Below are 14,686 nucleotides of genomic sequence, written 5' to 3' on the forward strand. Positions count from 1 at the left end.
ATGGGCCTTCCACACAAGCGGGCCGAACCCCGCACGGTGGTGCTGCGCAATGCGCGCATCCACACGTTTCATGACGCCCGCCCGTCGGCCCATGCCATAGCGCTGTCAAACGGCCGGGTCGCGGCCTATGACGAGGACGCCCTCGCGCTGGCCGACGGCAATACGCAGGTGCTGGACCTGCAGGGCGCGACCGTGATCCCCGGCATCAACGACAGCCATGCCCACATGGAGCGCGAGGGGCTAAAGACCCTGCGCCCCTCGCTGGCGCACGCGCGCAGCGTGGCAGACGTGTTGCAGGTGGTGCGCGAGCACGCGCGGTCGACGCCGCACGGCGAATACATCGTCACCATGCCGGTGGGCACGCCGCCCTATTTCTTCGGCGGCGCGGCGCAGTTGGCGGAAGGCCGGCTGCCCAGCCGGCAGGAACTGGACGCCGCGGCGCCCGACCACCCCGTCTACATCCCCGCGCCCTTCGGCAACTGGGGCAAGCCGCCCGGCAGCGGCGCGCTCAACAGCCTTGCGCTGGCGCGCAATGGCCTGACGCCGGCATCGCAGCCGCGCTGCAGCGGCATCGAACTGGGCCGCGATGCCGCCGGAGAACTGGATGGCAGCATCGTCGAGCGCAACGCCCGCCCCGCCGTCGAATTCGACCTGCTGCCCGACGTGCCGCGCTTTGGCTTTGCAGATCGACTGAAGGGCCTGCGCATCTCGCAGCGGCTTTATCACGCCAAGGGAACCACCAGCATCTATGAAGGCCACGGCTGCGCGCCCGAGACCATCTCGGTCTATCGCAAGCTGTGGGAAGACGGCGAGCTGACCATGCGATCCACACTGGTCGTGAGTCCGGCGTGGAGCGACCTGGCCGAGGCGGCGCGCGCCATGCGCGACTGGCTGGCCACCGCGCGCGGGCGCGGACTGGGCGACCCGTGGTTTCGGGTCAGCGGCATCCATATCGCGTATGGCGGCGATCCCGTCGTGGCCTGCTGCGCACGCGCCAACCTGCCCGACACCGGCTGGTCCGGCTTCGTCGAACAGGCGGTCACGCCATCGGATTTCCGGGCGCTGTGCCTGCTGGCTGCCGAACATGACCTGCGCGTCAACGTCATCGTCTCCGACAAGCTGCACGAGGTCGTTCCAGTGCTGCGCGAGGTCAATGCCCGGTTCCCGCTGGCCGGCCGCCGCTGGGTCGTCCAGCACATCGCCCGCTCGCGCATCGACGACCTGAAGGCGCTCAAGGCGCTGGACGTGCTGGTCACGACCATTCCCACGTATTTTCTGTGGAAAGGCGGTGCGGCGTACCTGGACGAACCCGATGGCGGTGAAAGCGTGGTGCCGCATGCCGACATGCTGGCGCTGGGGCTGGACGTGTCGCTGGCGACCGACAACATTCCCTATGATCCGTTTCACACGCTGTGGGTCGCCGGCGTTCGGCAGGAGCGGATGACGGGGCGCGTCATTGGCGACGGGCAGACGCTGACGGCCCGCGCGGCGCTGCGCGCGTTCACCGTGGCCGGCGCCCGGCTGAGTTTCGACGAAGACTGGAAGGGCCCGCTCGCGCCGGGGTTCGCCGCGGACCTGGCGGTGCTGGATCAGGACCCTATCGAGTTGCCGGCCGCGGCGTGGCGGGAAGTTCGCTGCACGATGACTATCGTGGGCGGGCACATCGTGCACGGCGGGCCGGACGCGGTTTCATCGTGATGCCGGCATCGGGGTTGCCGGCTTTGATCGCGATGGCTTCAATTTCGTCGGCTTCGATTCGATCCTCTTTGACTTCGCCTGCCTCGACTTCGCCGGTGGCGATCGTCGGCGGCGGCGCTGCAGGCACGCTGCTCGCCCTGCACCTGACCCGTTTGCACGGCATCCGCGTGACGCTCTACGACGGCGCGGGCGCTTTCGGCCGCGGCGCGGCCTATAGCGCCACGTCGCCCTGGCACCGCCTGAACGTGCCGGCGCACAAGATGGGCGGCTGGCATGCGGACGACGCCGACGGCTTTCTGCAATGGCTGGCCGACCGTGATGGCGGCACGGCGCAGTCGCATGGCCACCGGTATGTCGAGCGCGCCGTATACGGCGAATGGCTGTCGTCGCACCTGTTCGACGCAGTGCGCGCCGGCTATGTCCAGCTTGTGACCGCCCAAGTACGAGGGCTTCGGGTCAAGCCGGGCGGCGTCGCGCGCTGGGAGCTGCTGCTGGACAACGGCCAGCGGCACGACGCCCACGCCGTGGTGCTGTGCCAGGGCAACGCGCTGCCGCGTGCGCTGCCGGGCTTGGCGAACCATCCGCGCAGCATCGGCAATCCGTGGCTTGCACGGTCGCTGTCCCGCATCGGCAAGCACGATGCGGTCCTGGTGGCCGGATCGGGCGCCAGCGGTGTGGACGTCGTGCTGGAACTGCTGCACACGGGCCATTGCGGGCGCATCCATCTGGTTTCGCGTCGCGCCTTGCTTCCGCAGCCCGAGACCTTGCCCACTCACCCGGCCGCGCCGCGCCCCTTCCTGTTCGATCCGTCCCGCGATCCACCAGCCCTTCGCGACCTCTACCGCACGGTGCGCGGCGCCATCGGGACCGATCTGGCCGCTTCCCGCCCGTGGCAGCCCACCATGGATGCCGTGCTGCGCCAGGCGGACGCGCTGTGGGACGGCCTGACACTTGCCGACCGTGCGCGCTTTCTGCGGCATGTGCGCCCGTACTGGATGGTGTTCCGGCATCGCGCAGATCCGGCGGCCCTTGCGCATCTGCAGGCCGCGCAAGACAGCGGCCAGCTGCGCCGGACGGCGGCGCGCATCGCGTCGGCCGCCGCGCGGGACGAGCGGCTGCACGTCACGCTGCAACGCGCAGGCCAGCCATCAGCAACCATTTCGGCGGACTGGGTCATCAACGCGACCGGTCCCGACGACCGCATCGCGCTGCGCGACGACCCATTGATCGCGAACCTGCTGCGCTACGGCCACGCTCGGATCAACGATCTGGGATTGGGGCTGCACGTGACAGCAGAAGGAGAAGTCCCGGCCACAAAGGGACGACAGACCCCAGCCCTGTTCGCGCTGGGACTGCCTACGCGGGGCGTGTTCTGGGAAGTGACCTCGGTGCCGGCCCTGCGCGCGCGGGCGGCGCCCCTGGCTGCGCGTCTGGCGGAACGCCTGCAGCGGGATGGACCGCGTTGATGACAACGGCCTGACTTGCGGGACTACCGGCCCAAGCCTCCAGGCCAGCGCGCTATCGTCCCGGCCCGCCCCCCAGCAGCTTGAACGACTGGTCAGCCGCGCGCAGATCGCGCGATTCGCGGTTCCAGCCGATCTGACGCCGATAGCTGCCCAGCAAGCCCGCGCGAATCAGTTCGTCTTCGGCCACCGGCGCAGGCGCATCGGCCTGGGGCGACACGTACATGGCGTCCTCGGGGCACCAGGCTTCGCACATGAAGCAGGTCTGACAGGCATCCTGGCGCGCGATGACCGGCGCCGCGCCTTCCACGATGTCGAACACATTGACCGGGCACACGCGGACGCAGATGTTGCAGCCCGTGCAACGGCTGTCGCTGATGAGTTCGATCATGCCGCCAGCCTCGTCTGCGGTGCGGATTGCGGCACAAACTGCGTCGCGGATTGGGCCCCGGCCCCGTCCAACGCACGCGGCTGCACCCACACCTCGTCCAGCCCGCCGACGCTCAAGTGATGGTATTGCGCGGCGTCCTGCTCCAGGAAGTCGTAGCGCTTGTGCATGCCGCGTGTCTCGCGGCGGGCCAGCGCGCTGCGGTACATCCAGCGCGAGGTGGCCAGCATGGCCGCCGCTTCCCGCGTGGTCAGCAGATCTGCCGCAGCCACAGGCGCCGCCGAACGCAACGCGTGCCACTGCGTGTCCAGCCGGGCGACCGAAGGCTCCAGCACGTCCGCCGTCCTGAAGTAGTTCCGCTCAAACGGCATGACCTCGTCCTGCACTGCCTTGACCAGCGCGGTCGCATCCACGGCGCGCGCGCCGTTTCCGCGCAGGCCCGCGGCGCCGGCGGCGATGGCGGTGCGTCCGCGGCCGCGCGCGGCCATCGCGTGGATGGCGGCGCCGGCGCCCGCCCAGGATCCGGACGAGATGGCCCAGGCGGCGTTATGGCTTCCGCCCCCGGTGAAGCCGCCGCAGATAAGCTCGCGCGTCGCCGCGTCGCCGGCGGCGTACAGCCCCGGGACAGTGGTCGAGCAATCCGGCCCCGCCAACCGCAGGCCGCCCGTGCCGCGCACGGTGCCCTCCAGCCGAAGCGTCACGGGAAAACGCTGCGTAAACGGATCGATGCCGCTGCGGTCGAACGGCAGGAAGAAATTGGGTTGCGCTGAGCGCATCGCCTGCTGCGTGGCCTCGTCCGCCTGATCCAGGCGTGCGTAGACCTTCTGACGCAGCAGTTCGCGCGCGATGACCGAGCGCCCGCCCTTGGACGCCGCGCCGGGTATCGGCACGCCATCAACGTCGGTGAAGGTCGCCCAGTTGTAGAACAGCGTCTTGGTCACCGAGCCGAATTCCGGCGCGATGCCGTAGGCGTTGGAGAACTCCATGCCAGACAGCTCCGCGCCCAGTTCGGCCGCCATCAGCAGGCCGTCGCCGGTCAGCACGTTGCAGCCCAGCGCCCGGCTCAGGAAGGCGCAACCGCCCGTGGCGATGACGACCGCTCCCGCTCGCACCGTCCACGCGCCGCCCCGCTGCCGGTCCACGCCCGCCGCGCCGGCGACCGCGCCGTGCTCATCGCGCAGCAGCTCCAACACCGGGTGATGATCGAGAATTTTGCCGCCGGCCTGCTTGACCTGCTTGCGCATCAGCCGCATGTATTCCGGGCCTTGCAGCGAATTGCGCCGCGACACACCGTCGGCATCCACCGGAAAGGGATAGCCCCAGTCCGCCAGGGTATTGATGCCGTCCCACGTCCGGTCCAGCACACGGCCCATCCAGCCATGGTCCGCGAGGCGGCCGCCCATGTCGTAGCGGCTGGCCATCGCGGCGGCGCGCTTCTGCGGATCCCGATCGACATACCAGACCGCGGTGCCGGCCGCCGCCGTGGCGCCGGACGAACCGCAATAGCCTTTGTCCGCCAGGATGACGCTTGCGCCGGCCTGGGCGGCGCAGACCGCGGCCCACGTCCCGGCGGGGCCGCCGCCGATGACCAGCACATCCGCCTCGTAGCCCGAATTGGCGCTGCCTTGCGGCGCCGCGTGTTTGCCGGCCATGAAACCCCCTGCTGTGATTGCTTGCAATAGGAAGGTTCGATGGTATGCCGCCAGTCCGCCGTCACGAACGACGGATCGGCGATTTGCAAATCACCGGGGTGATGCGCTTTGTCCGGCCATCACTGCCCGGGCGGGTCTCCGTACATATAGTCCCGCCGCCACGGATACGACAGATCGGCGGAAAGATCCAGTTCATCCGCGCGCCCCGTCGCGGGATGCTGCGCAAGAATCTGATGCAGCGCGATCCACCCATGCTCGAAGGCCATCGCGCAACCGGCCAGATACAGCCGGTAGGCGCGCAGCGAGCGCTCGCCCTGGTCCGCGCCCAGAATGCGCGCCGCGTCCGGCAACCGCGCTTCCAGCCGATCGCTCCACGCCCACAGCGTGCGCGCATAGTGCGGACGCAGGTTCTCCACGTCCAGGTCTTCCAGGCCGCCGTTGGCCAATGTCTGCATCACGACGCTGACGTGCGTCAGCTCGCCGCCCGGGAAGATGTACTTCTCGATGAACTCGCCCATGCCGTTGCCGAGTTCCGCGTTATCCACGCCGGCGGCGGTGATGCCGTGGTTCATGATGAGCCCGCCCGGCTTGAGCAGGCGGCGCAACGTGGCGAAGTAGCTTTCCAGTTGCGCGCGGCCCACGTGCTCGAACATGCCCACCGACGCAATCTTGTCGTAGGGCTGCGATGCGTCCAGCTTGCGGTAATCCAGCAGTTCGATGCGCACGCGATCGGACAGGCCTTTTTCCTGGATCAGCCGGCTGACGTGCGCGTGCTGGTTGCGCGACAGCGTGATGCCCGTGGCGTCCACGCCGTAGCGTTCGGCCGCCCACAGCAGCAGCCCGCCCCACCCCGCGCCCACATCCAGGAAGCGCTCGCCCGCCGCCAGGCGCAGCTTGCGGCAGATGAGATCCAGTTTGGCTTCCTGCGCCTGCGCGAGCGTCATGCCCGGTTCGCGGAAGTACGCGCAGGAATACACGCGGCGCGGATCCAGCCACAGCGCGTAGAAGTCGTCGGACAGGTCGTAGTGAAATTCGATCTGCCGGGCGTCGCGCTCGATGGAATGGCGCCACACCGACATCACCTTGCGCACCAGGTCGGTCAGCCAGCCGCCGCGCGCCGCGTCCATCGGAGAGCCAGGCAGCAGGGCAGCGGCCGCCGCCATCACATCGCGCATGCTGCCCTCGATATCGATGCGGCCTTCGACATAGTCCTGGCCTAGCACGCCAACGGCCCCTTCGGCCAGATGCGCCAACGCGGTCTTGTCATGCGTCACGAACCGCACGCGCGGGTCGGGTGGGCCGAGCACGGCGCCATCGGACAGCACAAGCTGGACGGGAACAGGCAAGGCCTGAAGTTTGCGCTCCACGACAGATAGCAAAGGATTCACGGCTTATCCTCCGGATGCATAGGGACACCAGGGACGCTAACGGAAAATGCCCGCCATCTTCCTGTAAGCCCGCCCATGATAAAGTCCCCGGCTTGGCGCGGCGAATACAGCCTCTGCACTGCCACGCGCCCTGTCCCTGCGTTTTACCGCGATCTACATGCCCCCAATGCAATCTACCCGCAGCAGCCTGCCCGGTTGGCTCATTCTCATGGGCGCGCTGACGGCCATCGGCCCGTTCGCCATCGACATGTATCTGCCCGCGTTCCCCACGATCGCGGCGAACCTTGGCGTGGCCCGCGGCGATGTCGAGCGCACCTTGGCCGCGTACCTGATCGGCCTGGCGCTGGCGCAGGTGTTCTACGGCCCGATGGCGGACCGCTACGGCCGCAAGCCGCCGCTGCTGGTGGGCCTGACGCTGTTCATGATCGCCTCGCTGGGATGCGCGCTGTCGGGTTCGGTCGAAGCCCTGACCGGCTGGCGCGTCGTGCAGGCCATGGGCGGCGCGGCCGGCATCGTGATCCCGCGCGCGGTCATCCGCGACCATTACGAAACCCATGAAGCCGCACGCGCGATGTCGCTGCTGATGCTCATCATGGGCCTCGCGCCCATCCTCGCGCCGCTGATCGGCGGCCAGCTGCTGGCCATCACCTCGTGGCGCAGCCTGTTCTGGGTGATGCTGGCGGGCGGTGCGATGCTGATGGCCGCGGTCATCATGATCATGAAGGAATCGCTCACGCCGGACCGCGTGGTGCCGCTGCGCTGGAGCACCATCCTGCAGAACTACCGCGGCCTCTTCGCGCACCGCGGCTTCATGGCGCACAGCCTGGCGGGCGGGTTCGGGCAGGCGGGCATGTTCGCCTACATCATCGGTTCGCCGCGCGTCTTCATCGAACTCTACGGCGTGCCGCCGCAGTACTACGGCCTGCTGTTCGGCACCAATGCGCTGTCGCTCATCATCTGCTCGCAGATCAGCGCCCGCCTGCTGCGCACCCACACGCCGCGACAACTGCAGCGCCGCGCGCTGGTCACGCTGGCCTGCGCCAGCCTCGCCGCCGTCGCCCTGACACTGGCCGGCCTGATGACGCTGCCGTTGCTGATGCTGTGCCTGATCGCCTACATGGGCAGCCAGGGCTTCGTGAACCCCAACTCGGCGGCGCTCGCGCTGTCGGACCAGGGAAAGCGCCTGGGCGCGGCGTCGGCGCTATTGGGGACGCTTCAATTGTCGTGCGGCGCCCTGGCGGGTTTTGCCGTCAGCGCCTGGCAGGCCGACACCGCCCTGCCCCTGACGACCACCCTGGCGGCCTGCGCCTGCCTGTCCTGGACGGCCGGCCGTGTGGCGCGTTCGCACACGACTTAGTCCTTTGGCTTGATTTATTTAAGAATTCCGTATTAGAATCGCGGTCTTCACATGAAGTTTCCCGTGCGGGACTACTATGCTTTGTAGTTCAGCACTCTGACCCCCAACCGCGTGTTGTGAATTCAAGCGGGTGGCAGGCAGCGGGTATAAGCACTGGGGTGAAATCACTTTCCCCCTCATCCACTAAGACTGGGTGGCCGGCCAAGGCAGCGCACAGCGCAGCCCACACAGCCCGGCGGCTAAACCCCCGTCTACCCCCGAAGCGATGCGCGGCAAGAACGACACTAAAGAGGTGCATCCATGGCACGCGTATGCCAAGTGACCGGCAAAGGCCCGATGGTGGGCAACAATGTTTCGCACGCGAACAACAAGACCAAGCGCCGCTTCCTGCCCAACCTGCAATCGCGCCGGTTCTGGGTTGAAAGCGAAAACCGCTGGGTTCGCCTGCGTGTTTCGGCCAAGGCCATCCGCACGATCGACAAGAACGGCATCGAAGCCGTGCTGGCCGACATGCGTGCCCGCGGCGAACTGGCCTAATCGGCCGCCCCGCCAATCTACATACTAGGAGCACGACATGGCCAAAGGTATCCGCGAAAAGATCAAACTCGAGTCGACCGCCGGCACGGGTCATTTCTACACGACCACCAAGAACAAGCGCAACATGCCCGAGAAGATGCTGATCAAGAAATTTGATCCGGTCGCTCGCAAGCACGTCGACTACAAGGAAACCAAGCTGAAGTAATTCAGCCGGTATCCCGCAAAAAAGGCCCTGTCATGCAGGGCCTTTTTTATTGCCGTTATTTTCTTGCCATTCGTTTTCCACCGCCATTTGCCGCCGCGCTGGAGGCCATGTTTCAATTAGGCCGCACCCGCGGCGCCCCAGGCGCGCGCAGGGGCCCGATTCATTCAACGCTGCGATAACCCGCCATGATCCGTCCCTGCCTCACCCTGCTGCGCCGCGCCGTTGCGCCCGCTCTCATCGCCCTGGCGCTGACGCCGGCCGCCCCCGCCGCCGCGAAAGACAAGGAACCGCCGATCCGCATCGGCGAGATCAACAGCTACAAGGCCATTCCCGCCTTTCTGGGCCCGTACAAGAAGGGCTGGCAGTTGGCGCTTGAAGAAGTCAACGCCGCGGGCGGCGTGCTGGGCCGAAAGCTCGAGGTTATCTCGCGCGACGATAACGGCAACCCCGGCGACTCGGTCCGCGCCGCGCAGGAACTGCTGGCGCGCGAAAAAGTCGAGCTGCTGTTCGGCGGCTTTCTTTCCAACACGGGTCTCGCACTGACCGACTTCGCCAAGCAGCAAGAGGTTTTCTTCCTGGCCGCCGAGCCGTTGACCGACAAGATCACCTGGCAGGAAGGCAACCGCTATACCTACCGCCTGCGTCCCTCCACCTGGATGCACGTGGCGGCGCTGGCCCCCAAGGCGCTCGCGCTGCGCAAGAAGCGCTGGGCCATCGTCTATCCCAATTACGAATACGGCCAGTCCGCCGTAGCCACGTTCAAGGCCATGATGCAGTCGTTCCAGTCCGACGTCGAATTCGTCGCCGAACAGGCCGTGCCGCTGGGCAAGGTGGATGCCGGCGCGGTCGTGCAGGCATTGGCCGACGCCAAGCCCGACGCCATCTTCAACGTGCTGTTCGCCGCCGACCTGACCCGCTTCGTGCGCGAAGGCAACACGCGCGGCCTGTTTGAAAACATGCCCGTCGTGTCGCTCTTGTCCGGCGAACCCGAGTACCTGGAACCGCTGGGCGCCGACACGCCCACCGGCTGGATCGTCACCGGCTACCCCTGGTACGCCATCGACACCCCGGCCAACAAGACCTTCGTCGAAGCCTATAAAAAGCGCTTCAATGAGACGCCCAAGGTCGGTTCCGTCGTCGGCTATGCGTCGCTGATGTCCATTGCGCAGGGCCTGAAGGCCGCCGGTTCCGTCGACACGGAAAAACTCGTCGACGCTTTTGCCGGCCTGAAGGTGGACACGCCCTATGGCCCCATCCAGTACCGCAAGATCGACCATCAATCGACGATGGGCGTCTATGTGGGCGTGACGGCGGTCGAAGACGGCAAGGGCATCATGAAGGATTTCGCGTACATCGACGGCGCCCGCCTGCAACCGCCTGACGAGCAGGTGCGCAAGATGCGGCCGGCGCCGGCCCGCTGATGAATGTATCCGGGCTGCTGCTGCAGCTACTCAATGGCCTGGCCGACGCCAGCGCGCTGTTTCTGGTCGCCGCCGGCCTGTCGCTGATCTTTGGCGTGACGCGCGTGGTCAACTTCGCGCACGGCTCGTTCTACATGCTGGGCGTGTATCTGGCCTGGACCTTCACCAGCCACTTCGGCGGCGGCGCGGGCTACTGGTTCGGGCTGCTGCTGGCGGCGCTGGCCACCGGCCTGATCGGCGCCGCGGCCGAGTTGCTGGTGCTCAAGCGCCTGTATCGCGCCCCCGAACTCTTCCAGTTGCTGGCCACCTTCGCGCTGGTGCTCATCATCGGCGACGTGGCCCTGGCGGTCTGGGGCCCCGAAGACCTCTTCTCCGCCCGCGCACCGGGCCTGTCGGGCGCCGTGCAAATCCTGGGCCGGCGCTACCCCGAATACGACCTGCTGCTGATCGCCGCCGGCCCCATCGTGCTGGGCCTGCTGTGGCTGCTGCTCATGCGCACGCGCTGGGGCCGGTTGCTGCGCGCCGCCGCTGAAAACCGCACGATGCTCGCGGCCCTTGGCGTGAACCAGGCCTGGCTGTTCACGTCGGCCTTCACGCTGGGCGCCTTCCTTGCCGGCCTGGGCGGCGCGCTGGCCGCGCCGCGCGTGCCCGCCACGCTGGGCCTGGACCTGGAGATCATCGCCAGCGCCTTCGTGGTGGTGGTCGTGGGCGGGCTCGGATCGATACCGGGCGCGTTCCTGGCGGCCGTCCTGATCTGTTCGGTCAAGGCGCTGTTCGTGTTCCTGGGCCAGGTCGCCATCGGCCCCTGGGTATTCAACCTGTCCAAGCTCACGCTGCTGGCTGAATTCGCGGTGATGGCCGTGGTGCTGGTCGTGCGGCCTTGGGGCCTGATGGGCAAGCCGCCCGCGCCGGCCTCACACGCCGGTCCGCCCGAACGCCCCATCGCTCCCGCTGGGCCTCGGCTGCGTCTGGCCTACGCCGTGCTGCTGGTTCTGTTGGCGCTGGTGCCCGTCGCCACGCTGTACTGGCCCTATCTCAGCATCCTGATGACCGAGATCCTGATCGCCGCGCTGTTTGCCGCCAGCCTGCACTTTCTGACCGGACTGGCCGGCATGACCTCGTTCGGCCACGCCGCGTGGTTCGGGCTGGGCGCCTACGGCGCCGCGTTGCTGCTGAAACTGGCCGCCATCCCCATGGAAGCGGCGCTGCTGCTCGGCCCGTTCGCCGCGGCCCTTGGCGCGCTGGTGTTCGGCTGGTTCTGTGTGCGCCTGTCCGGCGTGTACCTGGCCATGCTGACGCTGGCCGTCGCGCAGATCCTGTGGGCACTCACGTATCAATGGGATGACGTGACCGGCGGCAGCAACGGGCTGACCGGCTTGTGGCCCTCGGCATGGCTCTCGCAAGGGCCGTGGTTCTATTACCTGTCGCTGGTGCTGTGCGCGGCCGGGGTCTGGTGGCTGCGGCGGCTGGCGTTTTCCCCGCTGGGCTTTGCGCTGCGCGGCGTGCGCGATTCGGCCTTGCGCGCCGAAGCGCTGGGCATGGACACGCGCCGCATCCAGTGGGCCGGATTTGTGGCCGCCTCGTTCGCGGCGGGCCTGGCCGGATCGCTCTATGCATTTTCCAAGGGCAGCATCGCGCCCGACGTGCTGGCGGTAAGCCGCTCGGTGGACGGGCTGGTCATGGTGCTGCTGGGCGGGATCCAGACGCTGGCCGGTCCGCTCGTTGGCGCGGCGTCGTACACCTGGCTGCAGGATGCTGCGGCGCGCAGCACCGAATACTGGCACGCGGTGCTCGGCCTGGCCATCCTGGCGCTGGTCATGGCCTTCCCCGAAGGACTGGCCGGCGCGGCGGCCCGCCTGCGCAGGAGGTCCGCATGACGACGGCAACTCCCCTCTTGCAGGTGCGCAACCTGCGCAAGTCGTTCGGCGGCATCGACGCGCTGGCCGACGTGTCGTTCGACCTGCACGCCGGACACATGCTGGCCTTGATCGGCCCGAACGGCGCGGGCAAGTCGACATGCTTCAACGTGCTGGGCGGGCAGTTGCGCCCGGATTCGGGTTCGGTTCGGCTGGACGGGCAGGAGCTTGTTGGCCTGTCGGCCGGCAAGATCTGCCGGCTGGGCGTGGGCCGCAGCTTCCAGACCGCGGCCACGTTCCGGTCCATGACCGTGCTTGAAAACGTGCAGACGGCCCTGCTGTCCCGCGACCGGCTGCTTTTTAACCCTTGGCGGCGCGCCGCCCGCCATGCCGTTGATGAAGCCAGGACCCTGCTGTCGCAAGTGCAGATGGCGGACAAGGCTGACGAGGCCTGCGGCACGCTGGCCTATGGCGACGTCAAACGGGTGGAGCTTGCGATGGCGTTGGCGCACCAGCCGCGTCTGTTGCTGATGGACGAGCCCACGGCCGGCATGGCCACCAACGAACGCCACGCGCTGATGCGCCTTACCCGCCAGCTGGCGGACACGCAACGCCTTGCCGTACTGTTCACGGAACACAGCCTGGACGTCGTGTTCAAGCACGCAGATCGCATCGCGGTGCTGGTGCGCGGCGGCCTGCTGGCCGAAGGCGCTCCCGCGGCCATCGCGGCTGACGAGCGGGTCAAGGCCGCTTATCTGGGCACCGAGGCGCCGCAAGGCGCCTGACGTCAACGCGGGCCGCGGACCGTCAGGACCGCGACGGCGCCTGCGTCAACAAGCCCGCCGCAACCATCGCATCACCCATCCCGCTGCGGGCTGTCCGGCTGGCATTCCCAGAAAATCCGCGCCGTGCATCCCGCGCAAATGTTCCGGTCCAGCTTCGCGTAGATCGCATGCAATGCCGTCGCCTTGTCCGGAAAGATGTGATCGGCGCCCAGCCGCTCCAGGAATCCTGTGCGGCGCCACATGTCCATGACCTCAGGCCGAGGCCGGTGGAAATAAAGGTCGCCGCCCATCGCGCGCCGGGCCGCCAGTTCGTCGTCCCAGACCTGCGCACCGGCCAGGTCGATGAAATTCATGCTCTTGGCCATGACCAGCAGATGGCGAGGCGCGCCGGGCGCCGAGCGCAGATCGTGCAGCCGCTGCGCCACGTGCGCCGCCGCGCCGAAATAGACCGACCCTTCCATGCGCAGCAGCTTCAGTTGGGGACATTCCGGCAACGCGTCGGGTTGATGCTCCAGCACGACGAAGCGGCGATCCAGCCCGCGCGAATCAAATCCCATCGTGCGCATCGCCGGCCGCGACGTGCGGTGCAGATACACCATCAGCGACAGCACCGTGCCCAGCAGGATTGCCACTTCCATGCGGATGGCGATCGTCGCGGCCAGCGTGGCGCCGGCGATGGCGCATTCGCCAGGCTGCGTGCGCAGCAGGTGCCGCCAGCGCGGCACGTCCAGCAGCGTCCAGGCCACCAGCAACAGCAACCCCGAAATCGCGGCATGCGGAATCAACGCCAGCAACGGGGCGGACACCGCCACGAGCAGCATCAGCAACAACGCGGAAAACACTGACGCCAGCGGCGTCTTCGCGCCGGCCTCGAAGTTGGGGATGGACCGATTGAGCGATCCGCACGACAGATAACAGGAAAAGAACCCGCCGACGACGTTGGACAGGCCCTGCCCCACGAACTCGCGGTTCGCGTCGATGCGCTGCCCTGACCGCGACGCCACCGCCTTGGCAATGGAAATGGACTGCGCCAGCGCCACGATGGTCAGCGCGAACGCTAGGCTCAGCAGATCGGGAAGCGCTCGCCAGTCGACGCTGGGCACATGAAACGGCGGCCACGGTTGCGCGATCGCGCCCAGCACGGGAACCGGCGCGCTTGCGGGCGCCACGACCCACGTATTGAAAACCCATGCCGCGAATGTCCCCGCGGCCAGGCCCAGCAGCATGTAAGGTTTGCGCTTGTCCAGCCTGCGTGCCAGCAACGCCGTGACCAGGGTGACCAGCGTCACCAGCAAAGCACCCGGATGCACCTGCCCGAGATGCGTGGCGACGCTTTCCAGCACCGCCCCCGCGCCGTGCGCTTCTGGCGACGGCAGGCCCAGCGCGTCCTTCAACGCATGCACCGCGATCAGCACGGCCGCGCCGCTGGTAAAGCCGAACAACGCCGACGGTGATATGAAGTGCGCCAGCGATCCCAGCCGCAAGACACCCACCAGCCACTGCATGACGCCGACGAGCACGGTCACGGCAAGCGCGAGCTGGATGTAGGCGGGGCTGCCCGCAGCCGCCAGCGGCGCCAGCACGGCAAAGAGCGCCAGCGAATTCGCGTTGGTCGGGCCCGACATCACATGGCGGCTGGAGCCGAACAACGCGGCTACGATACAGGGCACGATGGCCGAATACAGGCCGTACTCCGGCGGCAGGCCCGCCAGCGTAGCAAACGCAACGCCCTGCGGCAGCACCAGCAACGCCCCCAACAGACCCGCCGCCAGATCGGCGCGCAGCGTCAACCGGTTGACGTCGTCCACCCACGAGCCGAAAAGCCGGCGCGCGACGTTCATTCCCCCCTGCATCATCCTGTCTTGTTCCCTGGGCATCGGCGTTCACGCCGGTCCGGCTAGGGTAAACGCTCGACCTTGACCACGCAACGCGGCAA

At 67.7% G+C, this 14,686-nt stretch carries 12 protein-coding genes; 8 read left to right on the forward strand and 4 right to left on the reverse strand.

Features of this window, described 5'->3' with window-relative positions; genetic code table 11:
* Together B2W22_RS25250 and B2W22_RS25255 are read left to right on the forward strand one after the other, a co-directional pair.
* On the forward strand, nucleotides 1–1,698 hold the full coding sequence (locus B2W22_RS25250; protein WP_286940019.1) for an amidohydrolase: 1,698 nt from the start codon (nucleotides 1–3) through the stop codon (nucleotides 1,696–1,698).
* Between the two features lie 68 nt (nucleotides 1,699–1,766).
* Nucleotides 1,767–3,164, forward strand: coding sequence for an FAD/NAD(P)-binding protein (locus tag B2W22_RS25255; protein ID WP_286940020.1), 1,398 nt, complete (start codon nucleotides 1,767–1,769; stop codon nucleotides 3,162–3,164).
* A gap of 52 nt (nucleotides 3,165–3,216) precedes the next feature.
* Here the strand turns inward: B2W22_RS25255 and B2W22_RS25260 are convergent, their stop codons facing one another.
* From B2W22_RS25260 to B2W22_RS25270, 3 genes are all read right to left on the reverse strand, one after another.
* Nucleotides 3,217–3,552, reverse strand: a complete 336-nt coding sequence (locus B2W22_RS25260; protein WP_239214110.1) for a 4Fe-4S dicluster domain-containing protein — start codon at nucleotides 3,550–3,552, stop codon at nucleotides 3,217–3,219.
* The gene (locus B2W22_RS25265; RefSeq protein WP_286940021.1) at nucleotides 3,549–5,201 is read right to left on the reverse strand and encodes an FAD-binding protein; all 1,653 of its coding nucleotides are present in this window, start codon (nucleotides 5,199–5,201) and stop codon (nucleotides 3,549–3,551) included. The genes B2W22_RS25260 and B2W22_RS25265 overlap by 4 nt, the downstream gene beginning before the upstream one ends.
* Nucleotides 5,202–5,320: 119 nt before the next feature.
* Entirely contained in the window at nucleotides 5,321–6,589 is a 1,269-nt protein-coding gene (locus B2W22_RS25270; RefSeq protein WP_286940024.1) for a class I SAM-dependent methyltransferase, read from the reverse strand.
* A gap of 157 nt (nucleotides 6,590–6,746) precedes the next feature.
* On the opposite strand from B2W22_RS25270, the gene B2W22_RS25275 reads away from it, so the two are divergent.
* The 6 genes from B2W22_RS25275 (at nucleotide 6,747) to B2W22_RS25300 (ending at nucleotide 12,750) form a co-directional block, all read left to right on the forward strand.
* A complete protein-coding gene (locus B2W22_RS25275) occupies nucleotides 6,747–7,946 on the forward strand; it encodes a Bcr/CflA family multidrug efflux MFS transporter (protein WP_286940026.1) in 1,200 nt (399 codons plus the stop codon).
* 300 nt (nucleotides 7,947–8,246) lie between these two features.
* Complete coding sequence (gene rpmB / locus B2W22_RS25280; protein ID WP_076515521.1) at nucleotides 8,247–8,483, forward strand: 50S ribosomal protein L28; 237 nt, start codon at nucleotides 8,247–8,249, stop codon at nucleotides 8,481–8,483.
* Between the two features lie 37 nt (nucleotides 8,484–8,520).
* A complete protein-coding gene (gene rpmG / locus B2W22_RS25285) occupies nucleotides 8,521–8,688 on the forward strand; it encodes a 50S ribosomal protein L33 (RefSeq protein WP_003810296.1) in 168 nt (55 codons plus the stop codon).
* 185 nt (nucleotides 8,689–8,873) lie between these two features.
* Nucleotides 8,874–10,109, forward strand: coding sequence for an ABC transporter substrate-binding protein (locus tag B2W22_RS25290; RefSeq protein ID WP_175125208.1), 1,236 nt, complete (start codon nucleotides 8,874–8,876; stop codon nucleotides 10,107–10,109).
* Nucleotides 10,109–11,986 carry an ABC transporter permease gene (locus tag B2W22_RS25295; RefSeq protein ID WP_175139357.1) on the forward strand — a complete coding sequence of 626 codons (1,878 nt, stop codon included), beginning with the start codon at nucleotides 10,109–10,111 and terminating at the stop codon, nucleotides 11,984–11,986. Before B2W22_RS25290 ends, B2W22_RS25295 begins: the two co-directional genes overlap by 1 nt.
* A complete protein-coding gene (locus B2W22_RS25300; protein WP_175185800.1) occupies nucleotides 11,983–12,750 on the forward strand; it encodes an ABC transporter ATP-binding protein in 768 nt (255 codons plus the stop codon). Before B2W22_RS25295 ends, B2W22_RS25300 begins: the two co-directional genes overlap by 4 nt.
* 71 nt (nucleotides 12,751–12,821) lie before the next feature.
* Here B2W22_RS25300 and B2W22_RS25305 read toward each other — a convergent pair whose 3' ends face one another.
* Entirely contained in the window at nucleotides 12,822–14,591 is a 1,770-nt protein-coding gene (locus B2W22_RS25305) for a SulP family inorganic anion transporter (protein WP_286940029.1), read from the reverse strand.
* Nucleotides 14,592–14,686: the final 95 nt, after the last annotated feature.

It is taken from the genome of Achromobacter sp. UBA4530 (assembly GCF_002388205.1).
GTDB lineage: Bacteria > Pseudomonadota > Gammaproteobacteria > Burkholderiales > Burkholderiaceae_B > Achromobacter > Achromobacter animicus.

Bases quoted from the DNA above. Each gene is read 5' to 3' on its own strand.
- B2W22_RS25265 (WP_286940021.1), bottom strand. From the start codon at position 5,201: ATGGCCGGCAAACACGCGGCGCCGCAAGGCAGCGCCAATTCGGGCTAC.
- B2W22_RS25275 (WP_286940026.1), top strand. From the start codon at position 6,747: ATGCCCCCAATGCAATCTACCCGCAGCAGCCTGCCCGGTTGGCTCATT.
- rpmG (WP_003810296.1), top strand. From the start codon at position 8,521: ATGGCCAAAGGTATCCGCGAAAAGATCAAACTCGAGTCGACCGCCGGC.
- rpmB (WP_076515521.1), top strand. From the start codon at position 8,247: ATGGCACGCGTATGCCAAGTGACCGGCAAAGGCCCGATGGTGGGCAAC.
- B2W22_RS25260 (WP_239214110.1), bottom strand. From the start codon at position 3,552: ATGATCGAACTCATCAGCGACAGCCGTTGCACGGGCTGCAACATCTGC.
- B2W22_RS25290 (WP_175125208.1), top strand. From the start codon at position 8,874: ATGATCCGTCCCTGCCTCACCCTGCTGCGCCGCGCCGTTGCGCCCGCT.
- B2W22_RS25250 (WP_286940019.1), top strand. From the start codon at position 1: ATGGGCCTTCCACACAAGCGGGCCGAACCCCGCACGGTGGTGCTGCGC.
- B2W22_RS25300 (WP_175185800.1), top strand. From the start codon at position 11,983: ATGACGACGGCAACTCCCCTCTTGCAGGTGCGCAACCTGCGCAAGTCG.
- B2W22_RS25305 (WP_286940029.1), bottom strand. From the start codon at position 14,591: ATGAACGTCGCGCGCCGGCTTTTCGGCTCGTGGGTGGACGACGTCAAC.
- B2W22_RS25295 (WP_175139357.1), top strand. From the start codon at position 10,109: ATGAATGTATCCGGGCTGCTGCTGCAGCTACTCAATGGCCTGGCCGAC.